General features: G+C 65.8%; 17 protein-coding genes, 7 tRNA genes and 1 pseudogene. 3 read left to right on the top strand and 22 right to left on the bottom strand.

The features are described 5' to 3' along the window. Positions 1-92: 92 nt before the first annotated feature. The 6 genes and pseudogenes from typA to rimP all read right to left on the bottom strand — a co-directional run. Positions 93-1,916: a translational GTPase TypA gene (gene typA, locus ACG0Z3_RS01855; RefSeq protein WP_394394774.1), complete on the bottom strand. Its 1,824-nt coding sequence runs from the start codon at positions 1,914-1,916 to the stop codon at positions 93-95. A 179-nt stretch (positions 1,917-2,095) separates the two neighbouring features. After that, complete coding sequence (truB, locus tag ACG0Z3_RS01850) at positions 2,096-3,073, bottom strand: tRNA pseudouridine(55) synthase TruB (protein ID WP_394394772.1); 978 nt, start codon at positions 3,071-3,073, stop codon at positions 2,096-2,098. Then, positions 3,066-3,449, bottom strand: a complete 384-nt coding sequence (gene rbfA, locus ACG0Z3_RS01845; RefSeq protein WP_394394770.1) for a 30S ribosome-binding factor RbfA — start codon at positions 3,447-3,449, stop codon at positions 3,066-3,068. Before rbfA ends, truB begins: the two co-directional genes overlap by 8 nt. A 64-nt stretch (positions 3,450-3,513) precedes the next feature. Then, entirely contained in the window at positions 3,514-6,531 is a 3,018-nt protein-coding gene (gene infB, locus ACG0Z3_RS01840) for a translation initiation factor IF-2 (protein ID WP_394394768.1), read from the bottom strand. Between the two features lie 47 nt (positions 6,532-6,578). Next, complete coding sequence (nusA, locus tag ACG0Z3_RS01835; RefSeq protein ID WP_394394766.1) at positions 6,579-8,057, bottom strand: transcription termination factor NusA; 1,479 nt, start codon at positions 8,055-8,057, stop codon at positions 6,579-6,581. 128 nt (positions 8,058-8,185) lie between these two features. After that, a pseudogene (rimP, locus tag ACG0Z3_RS01830) lies at positions 8,186-8,689 on the bottom strand (ribosome maturation factor RimP); the annotation flags it as partial. Positions 8,690-8,918: 229 nt separating this feature from the next. Here rimP and fabI point away from each other — a divergent pair. Further along, the gene (gene fabI, locus ACG0Z3_RS01825) at positions 8,919-9,701 is read left to right on the top strand and encodes an enoyl-ACP reductase FabI (RefSeq protein ID WP_394394765.1); all 783 of its coding nucleotides are present in this window, start codon (positions 8,919-8,921) and stop codon (positions 9,699-9,701) included. 128 nt (positions 9,702-9,829) lie between these two features. Here fabI and ACG0Z3_RS01820 read toward each other — a convergent pair whose 3' ends face one another. Continuing rightward, complete coding sequence (locus ACG0Z3_RS01820) at positions 9,830-12,097, bottom strand: Orn/Lys/Arg family decarboxylase (protein ID WP_394394764.1); 2,268 nt, start codon at positions 12,095-12,097, stop codon at positions 9,830-9,832. A 237-nt stretch (positions 12,098-12,334) separates the two neighbouring features. Here ACG0Z3_RS01820 and ACG0Z3_RS01815 point away from each other — a divergent pair. Continuing rightward, positions 12,335-12,425, top strand: a tRNA-Ser gene (locus tag ACG0Z3_RS01815). Positions 12,426-12,443: 18 nt separating this feature from the next. Beyond that, on the top strand, positions 12,444-12,848 hold the full coding sequence (locus ACG0Z3_RS01810; protein ID WP_394394762.1) for a hypothetical protein: 405 nt from the start codon (positions 12,444-12,446) through the stop codon (positions 12,846-12,848). Between the two features lie 58 nt (positions 12,849-12,906). Here the strand turns inward: ACG0Z3_RS01810 and ACG0Z3_RS01805 are convergent. From ACG0Z3_RS01805 to ACG0Z3_RS01735, 15 genes are all read right to left on the bottom strand, one after another. Then, positions 12,907-12,983, bottom strand: a tRNA-Asp gene (locus tag ACG0Z3_RS01805). Between the two features lie 101 nt (positions 12,984-13,084). Beyond that, a tRNA-Glu gene (locus ACG0Z3_RS01800) sits at positions 13,085-13,160 on the bottom strand. Positions 13,161-13,209: 49 nt separating this feature from the next. Then, a tRNA-Ala gene (locus ACG0Z3_RS01795) sits at positions 13,210-13,285 on the bottom strand. 72 nt (positions 13,286-13,357) lie between these two features. Beyond that, positions 13,358-13,434, bottom strand: a tRNA-Asp gene (locus tag ACG0Z3_RS01790). Positions 13,435-13,535: 101 nt separating this feature from the next. Next, positions 13,536-13,611: transfer RNA gene (locus tag ACG0Z3_RS01785), tRNA-Glu, on the bottom strand. 48 nt (positions 13,612-13,659) lie between these two features. After that, positions 13,660-13,735 (bottom strand) — tRNA-Ala (locus ACG0Z3_RS01780). Between the two features lie 76 nt (positions 13,736-13,811). Continuing rightward, positions 13,812-15,212, bottom strand: a complete 1,401-nt coding sequence (gene gltX, locus ACG0Z3_RS01775) for a glutamate--tRNA ligase (protein WP_394394761.1) — start codon at positions 15,210-15,212, stop codon at positions 13,812-13,814. A gap of 29 nt (positions 15,213-15,241) precedes the next feature. After that, positions 15,242-16,753 (bottom strand): amidophosphoribosyltransferase, encoded by a 1,512-nt coding sequence (purF, locus tag ACG0Z3_RS01770; RefSeq protein WP_394394760.1) that lies wholly within the window; start codon positions 16,751-16,753, stop codon positions 15,242-15,244. Between the two features lie 15 nt (positions 16,754-16,768). After that, positions 16,769-17,302, bottom strand: a complete 534-nt coding sequence (locus tag ACG0Z3_RS01765; RefSeq protein WP_394394759.1) for a CvpA family protein — start codon at positions 17,300-17,302, stop codon at positions 16,769-16,771. Positions 17,303-17,311: 9 nt separating this feature from the next. Further along, positions 17,312-18,079 (bottom strand): SPOR domain-containing protein, encoded by a 768-nt coding sequence (locus ACG0Z3_RS01760; RefSeq protein ID WP_394394758.1) that lies wholly within the window; start codon positions 18,077-18,079, stop codon positions 17,312-17,314. 14 nt (positions 18,080-18,093) lie between these two features. Then, complete coding sequence (gene folC / locus ACG0Z3_RS01755) at positions 18,094-19,404, bottom strand: bifunctional tetrahydrofolate synthase/dihydrofolate synthase (protein WP_394394756.1); 1,311 nt, start codon at positions 19,402-19,404, stop codon at positions 18,094-18,096. Between the two features lie 62 nt (positions 19,405-19,466). After that, complete coding sequence (gene accD, locus ACG0Z3_RS01750) at positions 19,467-20,339, bottom strand: acetyl-CoA carboxylase, carboxyltransferase subunit beta (RefSeq protein WP_394394755.1); 873 nt, start codon at positions 20,337-20,339, stop codon at positions 19,467-19,469. 2 nt (positions 20,340-20,341) lie between these two features. Continuing rightward, positions 20,342-21,145: a tryptophan synthase subunit alpha gene (trpA, locus tag ACG0Z3_RS01745; RefSeq protein ID WP_394394754.1), complete on the bottom strand. Its 804-nt coding sequence runs from the start codon at positions 21,143-21,145 to the stop codon at positions 20,342-20,344. Then, positions 21,142-22,395, bottom strand: coding sequence for a tryptophan synthase subunit beta (gene trpB, locus ACG0Z3_RS01740; RefSeq protein WP_394394753.1), 1,254 nt, complete (start codon positions 22,393-22,395; stop codon positions 21,142-21,144). Before trpB ends, trpA begins: the two co-directional genes overlap by 4 nt. A gap of 9 nt (positions 22,396-22,404) precedes the next feature. Continuing rightward, positions 22,405-23,034 (bottom strand): phosphoribosylanthranilate isomerase, encoded by a 630-nt coding sequence (locus tag ACG0Z3_RS01735; protein ID WP_394394752.1) that lies wholly within the window; start codon positions 23,032-23,034, stop codon positions 22,405-22,407. Positions 23,035-23,094: the final 60 nt, after the last annotated feature.

Here is a 23,094-nt window from a genome sequence, read left to right as displayed (position 1 = left end):
GGCTAGAGCCACCCTCTCGGAGGGGGGCTGGGGGGAGCTAAGCATTCAACCGCGCAACGCGCGGAAAACGGGCGGGAGCGTGTGGCTCGCGCTCAAGCGCGAGATGCACGCTTCCGCTCGTTTTCAGTGAGGAAGCGCTTGCGGATCCGCACGCTCTTCGGCGTGATCTCGACCAGCTCGTCGTCGTCGATGAAGTCCACGCCGTATTCCAGCGTCAGGTCGATAGGCGGCGTGATCTTGATCGCGTCTTCCTTGCCGGAGACGCGGAAGTTGGTCAGCTGCTTGGTGCGCGTCGCGTTGACGACCAGGTCGTTGTCGCGGTTGTGGATGCCGACGATCATGCCTTCGTAGACCGGGTCGTTGGGCTTCACGAACATGCGGCCGCGGTCGTCCAGCTTGCCCAGCGCGTAGGTGAAGATCTCGCCTTCGTCCATCGAGATCAGCACGCCGTTCTTACGGCCGCCGATCTCGCCCTTGTGGGCTTCGTAGCCGTCGAAGATCGACGAGATCAGCCCCGAGCCACGCGTCAGGTTCATGAACTCGTTGGCGAAGCCGATCAGGCCACGCGCGGGGATGCGGTATTCCAGGCGCACGCGGCCGTTGCCGTCCGGCTCCATGTTCAGCATCTCGCCCTTGCGCAGGCCCAGCGCCTGCATGACGCCGCCCTGGTGGGTTTCCTCGACGTCGGCCGTCACCAGCTCCATCGGCTCGCTCTTCACGCCGTCGATGTCCTTGAACATCACGCGCGGCTTGGAGACGGCCAGCTCGTAGCCCTCGCGGCGCATGTTTTCCAGCAGGATGGTCAGGTGCAGTTCGCCGCGGCCGCAGACTTCGAAGATGCCGTCTTCATCGGTCTCGGAGACGCGCAGCGCCACGTTGTGCTGCAGTTCCTTCTGCAGGCGGTCCCAGATCTGGCGGCTGGTGACGAACTTGCCTTCGCGGCCGGCCAGCGGGCTCGTGTTGACGCAGAAGTTCATCGTCAGCGTCGGCTCGTCGACCTTCAGCATCGGCAGAGGTGCCGGGTCGGTCACGCTGGTGACGGTGACGCCGATGCCGATGTCCTCGATGCCGTTGATCAGCACGATGTTGCCCGGGCCGGCTTCGGTGACCTGCACGCGGTCCAGGCCGTGAAAGGTCAGCACCTGGTTGATGCGGCCGTTGACGCTCTTGCCGTCCGGGCCTTCCATGACGGCGACCTGCATGCCGGGCTTGATGGTGCCCTGGCTGATACGGCCCACGCCGATGCGGCCGACGAAGGTGGAGAAGTCCAGTGCCGAGATCTGCAGCTGCAGCGGGGCGCTCGCGTCGCCCGACTGGGCCGGCACGTGTTTGAGCACCGTGTCGAACAGGGCCGACATGTCGGGGCCCCACTGCTCGCCCGGCGCGCCTTCAGTCAGCGAGGTCCAGCCGTTGATGCCGGAGGCGTAGACGACCGGGAAGTCCAGCTGCTCGTCGGTGGCGCCGAGGTTGGCGAACAGGTCGAACGCGGCGTTGATGACGGCGTCGGGCTTGGCACCGGGCTTGTCGACCTTGTTGACGACGACGATGGGCTTGAGACCCAGCGCCAGCGCCTTCTTCGTGACGAAGCGGGTCTGCGGCATCGGGCCTTCCTGGGCGTCGATCAGCAGCACCACGCCGTCCACCATGGACAGCGCGCGTTCGACTTCACCGCCGAAGTCCGCGTGTCCGGGCGTGTCGACGATGTTGATGTGCGTACCGCCCCACGACACCGCGCAGTTCTTGGCCAGGATGGTGATGCCGCGCTCCCGTTCGATGGCATTGCTGTCCATCACGGTGTCGACGACCTTCTCGTGGTCGGCGAACGTGCCGCTCTGGCGCAGCAGTTGGTCAACCATGGTGGTTTTGCCATGGTCGACGTGGGCAATGATGGCGATGTTGCGGATCGGGGTGGTCATGGTGATGCTTCTCAAAAAACCGGATCAGGCGGAAGCTGTGAATGGTTCCCGCGCGGCCGAGCAGCCTGCGGCGATGCTGCCAATCAAGGCGCAAAGCACAGCCGTAGCGGGGCTACGGCGAGCATTTGCAACGCTGAGTGGCGGCATTGCCGCGGGATGAGCGGGCGTGGGGGAGCCGTTCATGGCTTCTCCAGCAGAGCCTGGACCTCCGGTGGGGTCAACAGGCGGTCGGCGATCAGTTCGCCAGAGGTGATGTGGGCGCTGCCGAGGAAGGCGCGCGGCTCGGGGCCGTAGACGCGCACGCGCTCGGCATCCGGCGCTTCGACGCGGCGGCGCAGGCCAGACAGGAATCGCACGGCGTCTGGCATGTCCAGGCGCAGCTCGGGCGCGTCGGCCAACAGGCAGTCGGGCGAGGTCAGCAGGCCCGCGCGCTGGTCGTCGGGCAGCGCCTCGATCTGCGCCAGCGTGACGGCGCCGGCGAGCGTCAGGCCGCCGGAGCCGGTGCGGCGCAGCGCCGCCAGCGACGCGCCCACACCCAGCGCCGCGCCGATGTCTTCGGCCAGCGTGCGGATGTAGGTGCCTTTGGTGCAGCGAACGTCGAGCGTCACGGTGCCAGGGTGCATGGCGACGATGTCGATGGCATGAATCGTCACGCGACGGCTCTTGCGTTCGATCTCGATGCCCTGGCGCGCGTACTTGTACAGCGCCTTGCCCTCATGCTTGAGTGCCGAGTACATCGGCGGCATCTGGTCGATCTCGCCGACAAAGGCGCGGCTGGCCGCCTCGACCTGCTCGCGGGTGATGTGGTCGGCGGCCTGCCGCTCCAGCACTTCCCCTTCGGCATCACCGGTCGTCGTGCGCACGCCCAGCGCGAGCGTGGCGAGGTAGCGCTTGTCGGCGTCCAGGCTGAGCTGGCTGAACTTGGTGGCGCCGCCGAAGCACAGCGGCAGCAGGCCGGTGGCCAGCGGGTCGAGCGTGCCGGTGTGCCCGGCCTTCTCGGCGCGCAGCAGCCACTTGGCCTTTTGCAGCGCGTCGTTGCTCGACAGGCCCAGCGGCTTGTCGAGCAACAACACGCCATGCAGCGGGCGGCGCTGCACGCGCACCCGGGGCGGGCGCGCCGCCTCGGTCGGCTCGGCGTTGACGCCCGGCTCAGTCATTCGTTTCCTCGCCGTTGTCGGCCGCGCGCGTCGCGTTGGCCTTGCTGATCAGCGCACTCATCTCGGCCGCACGCTCGGTGGTGCGGTCGAACTGGAAGTGCAGCGTCGGCACGGTGTGGATCTGCAGGCGCTTGAACAGGCCGTTGCGCAGGAAGCCGGCGGCCTCGTTCAACGCCTCCTGCGTCTCCTTCGGCTCGCCGATCAGCACCGAGAAGAACACCTTGGCGTGGGCGTAGTCGGGCGTCACCTCGACGGCGCTGATGGTCGCCATGCCGATGCGCGGGTCCTTCAGCTCGCGGATGAGCTCGGCCAGATCGCGCTGGATCTGGTCGGCGACGCGGAAGCTGCGGTTGGGGATGGCGCGTTTGTGTCTCATGGTGCGGTCTCCTGAAAGAACGAACCCCGCCCCGAGGGGCGGGGTTCACCCTCGGTACGGAGGATCAGAGGGTGCGGGCCACTTCCTTGATCTCGAAGAACTCCAGCTGATCACCTTCCTTGATGTCGTTGTAGTTCTTGAGCTTGATACCGCACTCGAAGCCTTCCTTGACCTCGCGTACGTCGTCCTTCTCGCGGCGAACCGACTCGACCTCACCGGTGTAGATGACCGTGTTGTCCCGCAGCAGGCGGAAGCGCGCGTTGCGACGCACCAGGCCGCTGGTGACCATGGAGCCGGCCACCGTGCCGATCTTGGAGGCCACGAACACGACGCGAATCTCGGCCGTGCCCAGCGCTTCCTCGCGCTGCTCGGGCGCCAGCATGCCGGACATCGCCTTCGTCACATCGTCCACGGCGTCGTAGATGATGCTGTAGTAGCGCAGGTCCACGGCGTTGCCTTCGGCCAGCTTGCGCGCACCGGCATCGGCACGCACGTTGAAGCCGATGATGACCGCCTTGGACGCGATGGCCAGGTTGACGTCGGACTCGCTGATGCCGCCGACCGCCGCGTGGACGATCTGCACCTTGACCTCGGCGTTGCTGAGCTTGAGCAGCGAGGCGGCCAGCGCTTCCTGCGAACCCTGCACGTCGGCCTTGACGATGAGCGGCAGCACCTGGGCCTGGCCCTCGCCCATCTCGTTGAACATGTTCTCGAGCTTGGCAGCCTGTTGCTTGGCCAGCTTGACGTCGCGGTACTTGCCCTGACGGAAGGTCGCGACCTCGCGGGCGCGGCGCTCGTCGGACAGCACCATGAACTCGTCGCCGGCCTGCGGCACTTCCGTCAGGCCCTGGATTTCCACCGGGATTGACGGGCCAGCCTCGGTAGTGGCCTTGCCGTCCTCGTCCAGCATGGCGCGCACGCGGCCATAGGTGGAACCGGCCAGCACGACGTCGCCGCGCTTGAGCGTGCCGCTCTGCACCAGCACGGTCGCGACCGGGCCGCGGCCCTTGTCCAGCTTGGCTTCGATGACCAGGCCCTTGGCCATAGATTCCACCGGCGACTTGAGTTCCAGCACTTCGGCCTGCAGCAGCACCTGCTCCAGCAGGTCGTCGATGCCCTGGCCGGTCTTGGACGACACGCCCACGAACGGCGAATCACCACCGAACTCTTCCGGCACGACCTGCTCGGCCACCAGCTCGCTCTTCACGCGCTCGGCGTTGGCATCCGGCTTGTCGATCTTGGTCATCGCCACCACGATGGGCACGCCAGCGGCCTTCGCGTGGTGGATGGCTTCCTTGGTCTGCGGCATGACGCCGTCATCGGCCGCGCAAACAAGGATGACGATGTCCGTCGCCTTGGCGCCGCGAGCCCGCATGGCCGTGAAGGCCGCGTGACCCGGGGTGTCCAGGAACGTGATCATGCCGCGCGGGGTTTCCACGTGGTACGCGCCGATGTGCTGCGTGATGCCGCCGGCTTCGCCTGCGGCCACACGACTGCGGCGGATGTAGTCCAGCAGCGAGGTCTTGCCGTGGTCGACGTGACCCATGACGGTGACGACCGGCGCGCGCGGCAGCGACTCGTGCTGCTGCTCGGCGGCGGTACCCTCTTCTTCGAGGAAGGCGTCCGGATCGTCCAGTTTGGCGGCCATCGCCTTGTGGCCCATTTCCTCGACGAGGATCATGGCCGTTTCCTGGTCCAGCTGCTGGTTGATGGTGACCATCTGACCCAGCTTCATCAGCTGCTTGATGACCTCGGCAGCCTTGACCGACATCTTGTGCGCCAGGTCGGCGACCGAGATGGTCTCGGGCACGTGGACCTCGATGGTCTGCTGCTCGACCGGCGGCGTGAAGTTGGAGCCACCGTCGTCGCGGCCACTGCGGCCACCACGGCCACCACGGGCAGGCGCGCGCCAGTTGCCACCGCCGCCCGGGCGGCCGGCGCCGGCAGGGCCGGAACCGATGGTCTTGAGGCCGCGCTTCTTGGCGGCGTCGTCCGCCCAGCTGGACGACAGCTTCTCGGACTTGACCGACTTCTTGTCGCCCGGCTTGCCGGCGCCAGCGCTCGGCGCGGCAGCGGCCGGCGCCGGAGCGCCCGCCTTCTTGTGGATGGTGCCCTTGATGCCAGCGCCTTCGGCGGGCTTGGGCTCTTCGGGCTTCTTCGCGATGAGCACCTTCTTGGGCGCATTCATCATCGCGCGGATCTTGGCGGCCTCGTCCTCGGCGGCCTTGCGGCGGCGGGCGAGGTCGTCCTGCTTCTGCTTCTCTTCAGCTGCCGCATCGACGGCCTTCACCACGCGCAGCGCAGGCTTGACAACCTCCGGAGCCGGGGCTGGTGCTGCCACCGGTGCCGCAGCGGCTTCGGGCGCCGGCGGCGCAGCAGCCACGACGGGCTCCGGTGCCGGCGCGGCCTTGGGCGCGCGCTTGGCGGCCGCCGCGCGGTTGATGGCAGCAGCTTCCGCAGCCGCAGCAGCGGCGCTGCGCTGGCGGGCCTCGGCCTGCTCGTCAGCGGACTTGCCGACCGGCTTGGCGGCTGCCGCAGCTGCGGCTGCAGCAGCGGCCGCTGCAGCTTCCTCGGCCGCCTTTGCAGCAGCAGCCTCGGCTGCAGCCTGCTCGGCAGCACGGCGGGCTTCGGCCGCTTCACGAGCAGCACGCTCGGCTTCCTCGCGGGCCTTCACCTTGGCCGCCAGCTCTTCCTCCTGCGCACGCAGCGCAGCAGCTTGAGCGTGAGCCTCTTCCTCGCGGCGCAGCAGCTCGGCATCGTCGGGCCCTGCCGTGGCCTCGTCGTCACGCTTGACGAAGGTGCGCGTCTTCTTGACCTGGACCTGGATGGTGCGGGCCTTGCCGGAGGCATCGGCCTGCTTGATCTCGGTGGTCGACTTCTTGACCAGCGTGATCTTCTTGCGCTCGGCACCTCCGGTGCCGTGGGCGTTGCGCAGGTGGTCGAGCAGGCGTTCCTTGTCGGACTCGCTCAGCGAATCGTCGACGGAAGACTTCTTGACGCCCGCGGCTTGCAGCTGCTCCAGCAGCGTGCTCGCCGGCTTGCTCAGCTCGGCAGCGAATTGGGCGACGGTAGTCACGGCCATGTGGGGATCCTTCAAATTACTTTCGGTGCGGCGCGGTAGGTCGTTGATCAGGCGTTGAACCAGTGTTCACGGGCCTTCATGATCAGCGCGCGCGCAGCTGCCTCGTCCATGCCGGACAGGTCGACCAACTCGTCCACGGCCAGATCGGCCAGGTCGTCGCGGGTGTTGATGCCGCCAGCCACCAGCTTGGCCAGCAGTTCGGGCGACACGCCTTCCAGGTCGCGCAGGTCCTGGGAGACTTCCTCGACCTTTTCTTCCTTGGCGATTTCCATCGTCAACAGCGCGTCCTTGGCACGGGTGCGCAGCTCGGTGACGGTGTCTTCGTCGAAGGCCTCGATCTCCAGCATTTCCTGCATGGGCACGTAGGCCACTTCTTCCAGGCTGGTGAAGCCTTCGGCGATCAGGATGTCGGCGACTTCCGCGTCCACGTCGAGCTTCTCGACGAACAGCGCACGGATGCTTTCGGTCTCCTGCTCCTGCTTGGCGGCGGATTCCTCGGCAGACATGATGTTGATGCGCCAGCCCGTCAGCTCCGATGCCAGGCGAACGTTCTGGCCGCCGCGGCCGATGGCGATCGCGAGGTTCTCCTCGTCAACCACCACGTCCATGGCGTGACGTTCTTCATCGACCACGATGGACTGCACGTTGGCCGGGGCCAGGGCGCCAATGACGAACTGCGCCGGGTCCTCGCTCCACAGCACGATGTCCACGCGCTCGCCGGCCAGCTCGGTCGTCACGCCGTTGACGCGCGAACCGCGCACGCCGACGCAGGTGCCGATGGGGTCGACACGGCGGTCATGGCTGACCACAGCGATCTTGGCGCGGCTGCCGCTGTCGCGGGCGCAGCTCTTGATCTCCAGCAGCCCCTGCTCGATTTCCGGCACTTCCTGCGCGAAGAGTTCCTTCATGAACTCGGGCGCCGAACGCGACAGCATGATCTGCGGGCCGCGCTGCGTCGGGTCCACGCCCAGGATGACGGCGCGCACGCGGTCACCGGTGCGCAGGTTCTCTTTCGAGATCATCTCGCTGCGCTTGAGGCGACCTTCAACACGGCCGGACTCAACAATGATGTCGCCCTTGTCCAGGCGCTTGACGGTGCCGACGAAGATCTTCTCGCCGCGCGACATGAAGTCGTTCAGCAGCTGCTCGCGCTCGGCGTCGCGGATCTTCTGCAGGATCACCTGCTTGGCGGCCTGCGCCCCGATACGGCCGATGGGCACGGACTCGACGGGCTCCTCGATGTGGTCATCCACCTCGATGTCCGCGATCTGGTCCTGGGCTTCAAACAGCAGGATCTCGGCGTCGGCGTTCTGCAGGCCGGCTTCGTTCGGCACGACATGCCAGCGACGGAAGGTCTCGTACTCGCCCGATTCACGGTCAACACTGACGCGGATGTCGGCCTCAGCGCCGTAAAACTTCTTGGTAGCAGAAGCCAGCGCGGCTTCCACCGCACCGAACACGACATCACGCTCCACGCTCTTCTCGCGCGAGATCGCATCCACCAGCATCAACATTTCGCGGTTCATTGCTTGAGACCTCCGTCAACCTTGTCTTGGCCGGGCGCCGCCTCGGTGGGCTCGCCCGCTTGTTTCTTCGCCGGTGCCTTTTTCGGCATCCCCTTCGGCTTGATCACGCCCCGCTGGCCGGGCTTTCTGTCGGGCGCCGGCTCGCCGCCGCGCCCCTTGAAACTGAACATCGGCACCAGGCGCGCATCGCGCACCTCGTCAAGCGTGAAGTCGAGCGCGTGCTCGGCGCCGTCTTCATCGAACACCAGACGCCAGGCCTGGTCGTTCTCCGCGCCGGGCTGGGCGCTGACGACGCCGCGGTACTTCTTGCGACCCTGGAAAGGGGCTTTGAGCGTGATGTCGATTTCTTGGCCGGCAAAGCGCGCGTAATGCCCGGCATTACGCAGCGGCCGATCCAGCCCTGGCGAGGACACCTCGAGCCGGCTGTAATCGAACGCCTCGACCTCCAGCACATACTGCAGCTGGCGCGTCACCTTTTCGCAGTCATCCACCGTGATCAACTCACCGGCCTCGGCCTCAGCCGCCAGCCTGTCGATCGTCACGCGCAGCAATCCGCCGGCACTGCGTTCGCAGTCCACGAGTTCGTAGCCGAGGCCGGCGACGGTGGTCTCAACAGCGGTTTGCCAACTCATGCGTGAAATGAAGTCCTGATCCGAAGCGAAGAAAAACGAAAAGCAAAAAAAATGGGCTGGATGAATCCGCCCACCTCTTTCACCAGATCCAGCCTCGGGGGATATCGTCCGGGGCGGTTTGTCATTTCCAGTGAAGCTCGGATTGTACTGTGCAAGCTCCATGCCGGCAAGCCGCCGCTTCAGCACATGCCAGAATCGCAGGCTGTTTGAGACCTCACAGGAGACCAGAATGGGCTTTCTCGCCGGCAAGCGGCTGCTGATCACGGGCGTGCTGTCCAATCGTTCCATCGCCTACGGCATTGCGCGCGCCTGCCACCGCGAAGGCGCCGAGCTGGCGTTCAGCTACCAGGGCGAGCGCTTCAAGGAGCGCATCACGGAATTCGCCGCCGAGTTCGGCTCCACGCTGGTCTACGACTGCGACGTGACCAGCGACGAGCAGATGGAGGCGCTGTTCTCCCAACTGGGCGAAGTCTGGCCGGAGTTCGACGGCTTCGTCCACTCCATCGGTTTTGCGCCCCGCGACGCGATTGCGGGCAATTTCCTGGACGGCATGACGCGGGAAAACTTCCGCATCGCCCATGACATCTCGGCCTACAGCTTCCCCGCCATGGCCAAGCTGGCGGCACCGCGCCTGCGCCCCGGCGCTGCGCTGCTGACGCTGAGCTACCTCGGCGCCGAGCGCTATGTACCCAACTACAACACGATGGGCCTTGCCAAGGCTGCGCTGGAAGCCAGCGTGCGCTACCTGGCCCATGACCTGGGCGCCAAGGGCGTGCGCGTGAACGGCATCTCGGCCGGCCCGATCAAGACACTCGCCGCCTCGGGCATCAAGGACTTCGGCAAGCTGCTGAATCAGTTCGCTGCCTCCGCACCCATCCGCCGCAACGTGACCATCGACGACGTCGGCAATGCCGCCGCCTTCCTGCTGTCAGATCTCGCAGCCGGCGTCAGCGCCGAGATCATGTATGTGGACGGGGGCTTCAGCCACGTGGCACTGACCAGCGACGAGTAAGTCGCGCCGCACCATCGGCAAAAAAAGGGCCCAACGATGGGCCCTTTTTTCGTCACCTCGGTTTCGTCACCTCGGTTTCGTCACCTCGGTTTCATCACCTCGGTTTCATCACCTCGGCAGTTGCCGACTCACTGCTTGACGCAGTCCACGTAGTAGCGCCCGCGCCCGGTGTCCTCATCCACTTCGTGGACCAGGCCGTGCACATCGGTCGCGAAGCCCGGGAACCTGGCGTTGAAGCTGCGCGTGAACTTCAGGTAATCGACGATCTTCTTGTTGAAGCGCTCGCCCGGGATCAGCAGCGGAATGCCGGGCGGGTAAGGCGTGAGCAACGATGTCGTGATGCGGCCTTCCAGATCGTCGATGGCCACCCGCTCGGTCTTGCGCTGCGCGATGTGGGCATAGGCGTCAGTCGGCGTCATGGCCGGCTGCAGGTTGGACAAGTACATGTCCGTCGTCAGCCGCGCGATGTCACCCTCAGCATAGGCTTGGTGGATGCTCTGGCAGAGATCGCGCAGGCCCATGCGCTCGTACTTCGGGAACTTCGCGCAGAACTCCGGCAGGATGCGCCACAGCGGCGCGTTCTTGTCGTAGTCGTCCTTGAACTGCTGCAGCGCCGTCAGCAGCGTGTTCCAACGGCCCTTGGTGATGCCGATGGTGAACATGATGAAGAACGAGTAGAGACCCGTCTTCTCGACAACAACACCGTGCTCGACGAGGAACTTCGTCACGACCGACGCCGGGATGCCGGTGGCGGCAAAGCGCCCTTCCATGTCCAGCCCGGGCGTGATGATGGTGGACTTGATCGGGTCCAGCATGTTGAAGCCTTCGGCCAGGCCTCCGAAGCCATGCCAGTCCTCATCGGCATGCAGCATCCAGTCGGCCGACACCGGCTCGCTACCCTCTTCCGAGCGCAGGTAGTCTGGCCCCCAGACCTTGAACCACCAGTCGTCGCCGTAGTCGCCCTCGACCTTGCGCATCGCACGACGGAAGTCCAGCGACTCCTTGATGCTCTCTTCCACCAGCGCGGTGCCGCCGGGCGGCTCCATCATCGCAGCGGCCACGTCGCAGCTCGCGATGATCGAGTACTGCGGGCTGGTGCTGGTGTGCATCAGGTAGGCCTCGTTGAAGAGGTGCTTGTCCAGCTTTACCGACTGCGAGTCCTGCACGAGCACCTGCGAGGCCTGCGAGATGCCGGCCAGCAACTTGTGCGTGGACTGCGTCGCATACACCATGGCCTCCTTGGGGCGCAGGCGGTTCTTGCCCATCGCGTGGAACTGGCCATAGAAGTCATGGAAGGCCGCATGCGGCAGCCAAGCCTCGTCGAAGTGCAGCGTCGGGATGTAGCCGTCGAGCTTCTTCTTGATGGTCTCGGTGTTGTAGAGCACGCCGTCGTAGGTGCTCTGGGTCAGCGTGACGATGGAGGGCTTCACCGTGGCTGGGTCGATGTGCGCCAGCAGAGGGTTGGCGGCGATCTTGGCGCGAATGGTCTCCGGGCTGAACTCGCTCTCAGGGATGGGACCGATGATGCCGTAGTGGTTACGCGTCGGCGTCAGGAAGACAGGGATGGCGCCGCACATGATGATCGCGTGCAGGTTGCTCTTGTGGCAGTTGCGGTCGATGACGACCACGTCGCCCGGCGCCACCGTGTGGTGCCACACCATCTTGTTGGAAGTGGACGTGCCGTTGGTGACGAAGAAGCAGTGGTCCGCATTGAAGATGCGGGCGGCGTTCTTCTCGGACGCGGCAACAGGGCCGGTGTGGTCCAGCAGCTGACCGAGTTCTTCCACGGCATTGCAGACGTCGGCGCGCAGCATGTTCTCGCCGAAGAACTGGTGGAACATCTGGCCCACCGGGCTCTTCAGGAAGGCCACGCCACCAGAGTGGCCGGGGCAATGCCAGGAGTACGAGCCGTCGGCCGCGTAGTCCATCAGCGCCTTGAAGAACGGCGGCGCTAGGCCGTCAAGGTAGCTCTTGGCCTCGCGGATGATGTGGCGGGCCACAAACTCCGGCGTGTCCTCGAACATGTGGATGAAGCCGTGCAGTTCACGCAGCACGTCGTTGGGCAGGTGCTGGCTGGTGCGCGTCTCGCCGTAGACGTAGATCGGGATGTCTGGGTTGCGGAAGCGGATCTCGCCGATGAACTTGCGCAGGTTCAGCACGGCCGGATCGAGATCGGGGCCGGGCGTGAACTCCTCGTCGTCGATGGACAGGATGAAGGCCGACGCGCGGCTCTGCTGTTGAGCGAACTGCGACAGGTCGCCGTAGCTCGTCACGCCCAGCACCTCCATGCCCTCTTTCTGGATGGCCTCGGCCAGCGCGCGAATGCCCAAGCCCGAGGTGTTCTCGGAACGGTAGTCCTCGTCAATGATGACGATGGGAAAGTGAAAACGGATCATCGCGGCGCTCCAGTGGGCGGGCATCAAAAAATCGAAGCGGCGAAGTGTAGGGCCGCCATGTGCCTCGGCGATGAGGCAAGCCATCAAGAGACACCAGAGGCCGCCCCACATGGACAACAGGCATTGCCTGCGCCAGACAAACCATAGACGCGCTGCTGCCTCACCAACCAGCAGCGCCCTTCATCCCACACCAAGCACGCAAAGCCCTCAGGAATAGGTTATAATTGCTGGCTTGCAGGAGAGGTGGATGAGCGGTTTAAGTCGCACGCCTGGAAAGCGTGTGTGGGTTAATAGCCCACCGCGGGTTCGAATCCCGCCCTCTCCGCCAAGAGCTTGATCGGGCCCAATGGGCCCGATTTGCTTTCTGGCCAAGCCAGCCAAACTGCATTGCTGCAGTTCAGGCGCGAAAAAACGCAATTCGTCGCACATCACTGGCTTCGCTGCGGCACTTGCCGAACACTGCGGCCCACGCCTTGCAATCGCAAGGTCGGAGTTGGAAATGCGATCAAGCAAGGGATGGATTGCGCTCAGCCTCTCGCTGGGCCTGCTTGCTGGCGGGATGCCGGCACAAGCCAGTGAAGTCGTCAAACTCGCTCGTCTGGTGGTCAGCGGCAAGCGCGCGGCCACTGAACCCGTTCGCGCAGCGCAACCCGAGCAACGCACAACCCCAGGCAACAACCAGATGCAGAGCAGCAGTGGCGGCGGAGAAGACCCAGGAACCGCCCCGGCGCCCGCTCGCGGCATGTCCTGATACAGCGCAAAAAACAAAATGCGCCGAAACCCGCGAGGGCTTCGGCGCATTGCATTTTTGGCGGAGTGGACGGGGCTCGAACCCGCGACCCCCGGCGTGACAGGCCGGTATTCTAACCAACTGAACTACCACTCCGCGTGGGATGAATTTGATATTGTCTTTCCACAATATCCAAGCTTCATCAAACTCGCCCTGTCTTTCGACAGGATTTTCAAATTCCGTCTTGCGACTGAATTTGGCGTCCCCTAGGGGATTCGAACCCCTGTAATCACCGTGAAAGGGTGGTGTCCTAGGCCTCTAGACGAAGGGGACGTAACCTTCCAATTTTAAATCACGCTACCGATCAAACCGAAATTTGACTTGGTGGAGGTAAGCGGGATCGAACCGCTGACCTCTTGCATGCCATGCAAGCGCTCTCCCAGCTGAGCTATACCCCCGTGGAGCGTGACTCAAAAACGAGCGGCCAATAAATTGGCCGCTCGCTAATCGGGCAAACCCGATGGAAACCTTGGCGGAGTGGACGGGGCTCGAACCCGCGACCCCCGGCGTGACAGGCCGGTATTCTAACCAACTGAACTACCACTCCGCGTGGGATGAATTTGATATTGTCTTTCCACAATATCCAAGCTTCATCAAACTCGCCCTGCCTTTCGACAGGATTTTCAAATTCCGTCTTGCGACTGAATTTGGCGTCCCCTAGGGGATTCGAACCCCTGTAATCACCGTGAAAGGGTGGTGTCCTAGGCCTCTAGACGAAGGGGACGAATCCTTCATTACTTGAACCGCGCGCCACCTCGTGAGCAAGCTCATTTGGTGGAGGTAAGCGGGATCGAACCGCTGACCTCTTGCATGCCATGCAAGCGCTCTCCCAGCTGAGCTATACCCCCGTTGTTTTCAACGTCGTCGTTGCCGACTTGTCGTTAACAGCGCTGTTCAAGCGAGACCAAGAGTATATGACGAATTTCAGAGGGATTGCAAGCGTTCGAGAACTTTTTTCTGATCGAAGTGTTCAAGCACTGCATCCAGGCTGGGCGTTTGCGCGCGGCCGCACACCAGGACGCGCACCGGCACCGCCAGTTGCGGCATCTTCAGGCCAGCAGCCGTCAGCGTTTCCTTCAGTGCTTGCTGGATGTTCGCCTTGTTCCACTCGGCCACGGCGCCCAGACGCGCTGCCAGCGCGGCGATCGCCGGACGAACAGCCTCAGTCACATGCGTGGCAAGGTCTTCGGCCGACGGGGCCACGTTTACGAAGTACATGGCGAGCCAGTCGGCCAGCGCTGCAACAGTCGCACAGCGATCCTTGAACAGGCCCACCTTGGGCTGCACCTGCGCCACCGTGACGCTAATGCCCTTGCCGGCCAGTTGCGCCACGACCAGCGCGGCCAGACGCCCTTCGTCGATCTGCTTCACGTAGTGGCCGTTCACCCAGTCCAATTTGGCCGGGTCCCACTGGGCCGGGCTCTTGGACAGGTGCGTGCCGTCGAACCAGCTGACCATCTGCTCGGCCGAGAACAACTCGTCGTCACCGTGGCTCCAGCCCAGGCGGGCCAGGTAGTTCAGCATGCCTTCCGGCAGGTAGCCGTTGGCCGCGTAGTCCATCACGCTGACGGCGCCCCGGCGCTTGGACAACTTCAGGCCGTCGTCGCCCAGGATGATGGGCAGGTGGCCGAAGGACGGCAGCGGCGCGCCCAGCGCGTTGAAGATGTTGATCTGCCAGGGCGTGTTGTTGACGTGTTCGTCGCCACGGAAGACGTGGCTGATGCGCATGTCCCAGTCGTCGACGACGACGGCAAAGTTGTACGTCGGCACGCCATCTGTGCGGGCGATGATGAGGTCGTCGATCTCGCGGTTGTTGATCGTGATGGGGCCTTTGACGACGTCGTCCCACGTCACATCACCCTCGATGGGGTTGGCAAAGCGGACGACTGGCTTCACGCCTTCCGGCGGCGTCGGCAGCACCTTGCCGGGCTCGGGGCGCCAGCGACGGTCGTACAGCGTCTTCTCGCTGCGGGCCTTCTGGGCCTCGCGCATCTCGGTCAGCTCCTCGGGCGTCGCGTAGCAGCGGTACGCGCGGCCAGCGGCGATCAGCTGGTCGATGACGGCCTGGTAGCGGTCCAGGCGCTGCATCTGGTAGATCGGGCCCTCGTCGTAGCTCAGGCCCAGCCAGTTCATCGCGGCAATGATCTGGTCGACCGAGTCCTGCGTGGAGCGGGCGACGTCGGTGTCCTCGATGCGCAGCACGAATTCACCACCGTGGTGGCGGGCATACGCCCAGGAGTACAGCGCGGTGCGGGCCGTGCCCAGGTGCAGGAAGCCGGTGGGCGACGGCGCGATGCGCGTGCGGATCTTGTCGAAGGAACTCATTCGGGACTCGATGTTGTCGGGGTGCGCATTCAGCCTTCGCTGCCGCTCTGCAGCGCCAGGCGGCTGCGGGCGGCAGCGTCTTCCTCGTCGCCCTGCGACGTGCGCTGCTCGCGGATCGCGGCGAAGTCGGCCAGGCTGACGTCGCCAGTCACGTAGTGGCCGTCGAAGCAGCTGGCTTCGAAGCCGGCCAGACCGGGGCGCAGTGCGGCGACGACGCGCTTCATCGCATCCACGTCCTGGTAGATCAGTGCATCAGCGCCGATGTACGCGCGGATCTCCTCGATGCTGCGGCCGTGGGCGATCAGCTCCTCCTGCGTCGGCATGTCGATGCCGTAGACGTTGGGGAAGCGCACCGGCGGCGCGGCGGAGGCGAGGTAGACCTTGCGGGCGCCGGCGTCGCGGGCCATCTGCACGATCTCCTTGGACGTGGTGCCGCGCACGATGGAGTCGTCCACCAGCAGCACGTTGCGGCCCTTGAACTCGACGCCGATGGCGTTGAGCTTCTGACGCACGCTCTTCTTGCGGGCGCCCTGCCCCGGCATGATGAAGGTGCGGCCGACGTAGCGGTTCTTCACAAAGCCCTCGCGGTAGGGCTTGCCGATACGGTGCGCCAGCTGCATAGCTGACGGGCGGCTGCTCTCGGGGATGGGAATGACGACGTCGATCTCGTTCGGCGGCATCGTCGAGATGACGCGCTGCGCCAGCGTCTCGCCCATATTCAGGCGAGCCTGGTAAACGGAGATGCCATCCATGACCGAGTCGGGCCGCGCGAGGTAGACGAACTCGAACATACAGGGATTCAGCGCTGGCGCCTCATTGCACTGCTCGGTGTGCACCTTGCCGGTCAGGTCGACGAACAGCGCCTCGCCGGGCGCCAGGTCGCGCTCCAGCTGGTGGGCCGTGCCCTCCAGCGCCACGCTCTCGCTGGCGACCATGAAGTCGCCGTTGGCGCCGCGGCCGAAGCACAGCGGGCGGATGCCGAACGGGTCACGGAAGGCCAGCAGGCCTTGGCCGGCGATCAGTGCGATGACGGCGTAGCTGCCCTTGATGCGCTTTTGCACGGCGCGCACGGCGTTGAAGATTTCCTTGGGCGTCAGCGGCAGGTCGCGCGCGGCCAGCTCCAGCTCATGGGCCAGCACGTTGATCAGCACCTCGGTGTCGCTCTCCGTGTTGATGTGGCGGCGGTCGATGTCGAACAGCTCGTCCTTCAACGCGTGGGCGTTGGTCAGATTGCCGTTGTGCACGAGCACGATGCCGAACGGCGCATTGACATAGAAGGGCTGGGCCTCCTCCTCGCTGTATGCGTTGCCGGCGGTCGGGTAGCGCACCTGGCCCAGGCCGATGTTGCCCGGCAGCGCGCGCATGTTGCGGGTGCGGAACACGTCGCGCACCATGCCGCGGGCCTTGTGCATGAAGCACTTGTGGCCCTGCATCGTGACGATGCCGGCGGCGTCCTGGCCGCGGTGCTGCAGCAGCAGCAGCGCGTCATAGAGGAGCTGGTTGACGGGAGAGGCCGCGAGGGTGCCGACGATGCCGCACATGGCAGGGGTCCTTAATCAGTCAGTCGATGCCGCCCCAGGCGGAGTCATCGAGCGGGAAACAAAACGGGCAACAGGTTCGGGCAGCCAGGGCGTGGCCTCGCGCAGCACGCCGGCCAGCACCGGCGCCGCACGCGAGGCCTGCCAGGTGCTGGTTTCGGCCAGTGACGAGGCGCCGATGACGAGCACCAGCAACAACGCGATGAAGACGCCGCGCAGCGCGCCGAAACCGGCGCCGCCGAGGCGGTCCACCACCGACAGCGGCGTGGCGTGGATGAGCGTCTTGACCAGCCGAGTGGCCAGGCTCCACACGATGAGCACGAAGAAGAAAGCCAGCGCCAGCGACACGAGATGCAGCACGGCAGGCCCGAACTTGCCCTCGGGCAGAAAACTCTCGATGACGGGCGACAGCGGCGAAGCCGCGAAGTAGGCCACCACCCAGCCGGCCAGCGACATCACCTCGAACACCAGGCCGCGCCACAGGCCGATAGCGATCGACAGCAGCAACAACGCTGCCAGCGCGAGATCGACCCAGCTCAGCTCGACGTTCATGGCGTTCCGTCAGAGGGTCAGGATAGCGCCCGGCAAGCCGGCGCTCTTGAGCTTGGCGGAAGCGCGCTCGGCCTCATCGCGACTGGCGAACGGGCCCAGGCGCACGCGGAAGCGCTTGCCGTCGGCCGTGTCCACGGCCTGCGCGTAGGTCTTCAGGCCCAGCTTCTCGACCTTGCCACGCACCTCCTGCGCAGCCTTGCTCTCGCCATAGGCTCCGACCTGCACGATGTAGCGCGCCGCCGCCGGCTCCTTGCCCTCCAGCAAGGCCTGGGCGCGGGCGCCGTCATTGGCGGCTTTAGGCTTGTCGGCCGGCTTCTCGGCGACCTTGACCACAGGCTTCTCGACGGGCGGCTTGTCGACCGGCTTCTCGGCAAGCTTCTCCACCGGCTTCTCAGGGGGCTTGTCGACGGGTTTCTCCGCGACCCTGGGCTCGACGGGCAACTCCACGGCCGGGCTCGACGCAGGCGCCCTGGCCGGTGGTTCAGCCTGGCTCAGCGGCTCGCGCGTAGGCACGGTCAGCGGTGGCGCGGCCTCCTTGCGGGGGATCTCGATAGGCAGATCCACGGGAATGGGCCGCGGCTGGGTCTCGAAGATCAGCGGGAAGCCGACGACGCCGACGGCGACCAGCACCGCCGCACCGATCAGGCGGCGGCGCGCGCGCACGCGCAGGACCTGCACATCGTCCGCCGCGCCGGCCTTGGCTCCCGACTTGGACTTCTTGGGCGCCGCCGCAGTGGAGGCGGCGTCATCGCGCTTGAGGAAGGAAAACAGGCCCATCGGCGGCGTCTGGCTCAGTGGAGGGTGGGAGGCTGCGGCGCTATGGCGCCGGCGGTCACGCGCGGGATGCCCTGCTGCAACACGCCACCCACGGTGTAGAAGGAACCGAAGACCAGGATTCTATCGGCCGTGGTCGCGCCGGCCGCCGCCGCTTGAAGCGCATCCAGCGGCGTGGCGTGGGTGTGCGTCTCGACGCCGGGCGGCGTCTTCAGGCCAGCAGCCAGGAAAGCGGCTTCCAGCTGCCCGGCCGTCGCCGCGCGGGGAAGGGGCAAGTCGGTGAAATGCCAGACATCCACCAGCGGTGCGATGCGCGCCAGGATGCCGCCGAGGTCCTTGTCGGCCATCGCGCCAAACACGGCATGCGTGCGCGGGAAGAAGCCCATCTGGTCGAGGTTCTGCGCCAGCGCGGCGACAGCGTGCGGGTTGTGGGCAACGTCCAGCACGACGGCCGGCTGGCCGGCCAGCACCTGAAAGCGGCCCGGCAACTCGACTAGCGCGAGGCCCGTGCGCACTGCCTGTGCACTGATGGGCAGGCGGTCCGCCAACGCCTCGAAGGCGGCCAGCACGCCGGACGCGTTCAGCAACTGGTTCACGCCGCGCAGCGCCGGGTAGGACATGCCGGCGAAGCGCTTGCTGCGCCCTGCCCACTGCCACTGCGTGCGGTCGCCACTGAAGGTGAAGTCCTTGCCGAGCTGGCGCAGGTCGCAGCCGAGTTCGGCCGCGCGCGCGGCCAGCGACGCCGGCGGCACAGGATCACTGACGACGACCGGGCGGCCGGCGCGCATGATGCCGGCCTTCTCGCGGCCCACGCTTTCCCGGTCGGAGCCGAGGAACTCGGTATGGTCAAGGTCGATGCTGGTGATGACGGCGCAGTCGGCGTCTATGACGTTGACGGCATCCAGCCGGCCGCCCAGGCCCACTTCGAGAATGACGAGATCCAGCGGCTCGTGCTGCAGCCGCCGCATGATGGCCAGCGTCGTGAACTCGAAGTACGTCAGCGTGATGTCGCCGCGCGCGGCCTCGACGGCCTCGAAGTGCGCCTCCAGCGACTCGGCCTTCACGGGCTCGCCGCCCACGCGGCAGCGCTCCTGGAAGTGCACGAGGTGCGGCTTGATGTAGAGGCCCACCCGGTAGCCGGCGTGCAGCGCGATCGACTCCAGCATCGCGCAGGTCGAGCCCTTGCCATTGGTGCCGGCGACGACGACGGTCGGGCAGTCGAAGGCTATGCCCAGCCGCTCGCGCACAGTGGACACGCGGTCCAGCGTCATGTCGATGGTCTTGGGGTGCAGGCGCTCGCTGTGGGCGAGCCAGTCATCAAGCGTCATGGCGGATCACGGAAAAACAAAAGCCAGGCACGGGGCCTGGCTCGGAACTATCGCGACGTGGTTCAGGCGACCGCGTCGGCGCTCTGGCGTTGCAGCATGGCGAGCTGGCGGGCAATCGTCTCGCGCAGTTGGCGGCGGTCCACGATCATGTCGACGGCGCCCTTCTCCATCAGGAACTCGGCGCGCTGGAAACCCGGGGGCAGCTTCTCGCGCACGGTGTTCTCGATGACGCGCGGGCCGGCAAAGCCGATCAGCGCCTTGGGTTCGGCCAGCACGATGTCGCCGACGAAGGCGAACGACGCCGACACGCCGCCCATCGTCGGATCGGTAAGCACGCTGATGTAGGGCAGCTTGGCCTTGGCCAGGCGCGTCAGCGACGCGTTGGTCTTGGCCATCTGCATCAGGCTCAGCAAGCCTTCCTGCATCCGCGCGCCGCCGGTGGCGGTGAAGCAGATGAATGGCGTCTTCTGCTCGATGGCCGTCTCGACGCCGCGCACGAAGCGCTCGCCAACCACGGAGCCCATGGAGCCGCCCATGAAGTCGAACTCGAAGCAGGCCGCGACGACCGGCACGCTCATGACGGCGCCGCCGATGACGACCAGCGCGTCGGTCTCGCCGGTGTTCTCCAGCGCTTCCTTCAGGCGATCGGGGTACTTCTTGCTGTCCTTGAACTTCAGCGCGTCGACCGGCAGCACCTCCTGCCCGATCTCGTAGCGGCCTTCCGCGTCAAGGAAGGCATCCAGGCGCGGGCGCGCGCCGATGCGGTGGTGGTGCGAGCACTTGGGGCAGACATTGATGTTCTGCTCGAGGTCGGTCTTGTAGAGCACCGTCTCGCAGCTCGGGCACTTGATCCACAAGCCTTCGGGAACCGTGCGGCGGTCGGCCGGGTCACCTTGCTGGATCTTGGGCGGGAGCAGTTTGTCGAGCCAACTCATGGTCAGTCCTTCTTGTCGAGTGCGGCGCGGATTTCACGGATGAAGGCGGCGCCGGTGGAGGCCACATTATCGGCTGGCTGGCGTTCCAGCAGTTCGACCAGCTTGGAGCCGATGACCACCGCGTCCGAAACGTCGGCCACGGCGCGCGCCGTCGCGCCGTCACGGATGCCGAAGCCCACGCCCACCGGCGTGCTGACATGCCGGCGGATGCGGGGCACGGCTTCGGCGACGGCGGCGGTGTTCAGGTGCCCTGCCCCCGTCACGCCCTTCAAAGACACGTAGTAGACATAGCCGCTGGCAAGCTGGCCGACCTGGGCCATGCGAGCCTCGGTGGACGTAGGCGCGAGCAGGAAGATCGCATCCATGTTCGCCGCGCGCAGCCTAGCGGCAAATTCCTCGCACTCCTCCGGCGGGTAGTCGACGATGAGCACGCCGTCGACGCCGGCCACCGACGCATCGGCCACGAAGGCATCCAGGCCGTAACGCTCCACCGGGTTGGCATAGCCCATCAGCACGAGCGGCGTCTTGTCGTTGCGCACGCGGAACTCGCGGACGTAGTCCAGCACCTTGCGCAGGCCGATGCCGTGCTTCAGGGCACGCTCGCCAGCACGCTGGATGATGGGACCGTCGGCCATCGGGTCGGAGAACGGCACGCCCAACTCGATGACGTCGGCACCGGCCTCGGCCATGGCCAGCAGCAGGTCGACGGTGGCGGTCGGGTGCGGGTCACCGGCGGTGACGAAGGGGATCAGCGCCTTGCGGCCGTCGGCCTTCAGCGCGGCGAAAACGGTACCGATGCGGCTCATTGCTTCACCTTTTCGCCGGCTTGCGACGGGCGGTCGAAATAGGCGGCGCCGGACAGGTCGGCGACGGTGCCGATGTCCTTGTCGCCACGGCCAGAGAGGTTCACGAGCAGCACCTTGTCCTTCCCCAGCGTCGGCGCGAGCTTGATGGCATGCGCGACAGCGTGGCTGGATTCCAGTGCCGGGATGATGCCCTCGGTGCGGCACAGGCGGTGGAAGGCGGCGAGCGCCTCAGCGTCCGTCACGCCGACGTACTCGGCACGGCCGATGTCCTTCAGGTGCGCGTGCTCGGGGCCGACGCCGGGGTAGTCGAGACCCGCCGAGATCGAGTGCGTCTCGATGATCTGCCCGTCTTCGTCCTGCAGCAGGTAGGTGCGGTTGCCATGCAGAACGCCGGGCGTGCCGGCGGTGAGTGTGGCGGCATGCTTGCCGCTGGCCACGCCCTGCCCTTCAGCCTCGACGCCAATCAGGCGCACGTTCTCATGCGGGATGTAGGGGTGGAAGATGCCGATGGCATTCGAGCCGCCGCCCACGCAGGCGATGACGGCGTCCGGCTGGCGGCCGGTCATCTCGGGCATCTGCTCCAGGCACTCCAGGCCGATGACGCGCTGGAAGTCGCGCACCATCATGGGGTAGGGATGCGGGCCAGCCACGGTACCGATGATGTAGAAGGTGTTCTCGACGTTGGTGACCCAGTCACGCATCGCCTCGTTGAGCGCGTCCTTCAGCGTCTTGCTGCCGCTCTCCACGGGCACGACGGTCGCACCGAGCAGCTTCATGCGGTAGACATTCGGCGACTGGCGCTTGACGTCCTCGCTGCCCATGTAGACGACGCATTCCAGGCCGTAGCGGGCGCAGATCGTTGCCGTCGCCACGCCGTGCTGACCAGCGCCGGTCTCGGCGATGACGCGCGGCTTGCCCATGCGCTTGGCCAGCAGCGCCTGGCCGATGACGTTGTTGATCTTGTGCGCGCCGGTGTGGTTCAAGTCCTCGCGCTTCAGGTAGACCTGGGCGCCGCCCAGTTCGCGACTCAGGCGGTCAGCGTGATAGATCGGGCTGGGCCGGCCAACGAAGTGCTTGAGCTCGCGTTGGTACTCGGCCAGGAACTCGGGATCGTTTCGGTAGTGCGCGTAGGCGTCCTTCAACTGGTCCAGAGCATGGACGAGGGTCTCGGAGACGAAGCTGCCGCCAAACGTGGGCATGCCAGCATGGCGGAAATGCCCGGTCGCATCGGGCTGGTCGTAGGCAAACATGGTTTTTCCTCAGGTCAGTTCGGCATCGGCGCGGCGTACCGCGGTGCAAAACGCATGAATCAGGTCGGCGCTCTTGATGCCCTTGGACACCTCGACGCCGGAACTCACATCAACGGCCCAGGGCCGCACCCGTGCGATGCCATCGGCGACGTTTGCTGCATTCAACCCACCAGACAAAACGAGGCGAGAGCTGACGCTTGGAGGAATGAGTGACCAATCGAAGACCTTGCCGCCACCACCATAACCTTCGACGGGGGCGTCGAGCAGGATGGCCTGGGCGCTGGAAAAACGAGAACCGAAGTCTACCAAGTCGAAGCCCGGAGACACTGCGGCTGCACGCAGATAGGGCCGCTTGACGCGATCACAGTCGACAGGCGTCTCGTCGCCGTGGAACTGCACCAGCATGTTGGGCAGCGCGTCCAGCCCGGCCTGCAACTCGGCCTCCGTCGCGTTGACAAACAGGCCCACCGGCGTGACGAAGGGCGGCAGCAGCTTCGCGAGCGCCCTCGCCCGCTCCGGCGTCACGGCGCGCGGGCTCTTGGCGTAGAAGACGAAACCGATGGCGTCGGCGCCGGCCGCGACGGCGGCTTCGACGTCGACTTCGCGGGTCAGGCCGCAGATCTTGATGCGTGTAGTCATGTTTGCCCCTCGGCTGTCGGGTACGCCAGCCGATCCCCCGAGGGGATGCGGGCCGGCTTG

The sequence above is a fragment of the Pelomonas margarita genome (assembly GCF_043555875.1).
In the GTDB taxonomy this organism is placed as follows: domain Bacteria; phylum Pseudomonadota; class Gammaproteobacteria; order Burkholderiales; family Burkholderiaceae_C; genus Pelomonas; species Pelomonas margarita.
This window is presented reverse-complemented; position numbering and strand designations above follow the sequence as displayed.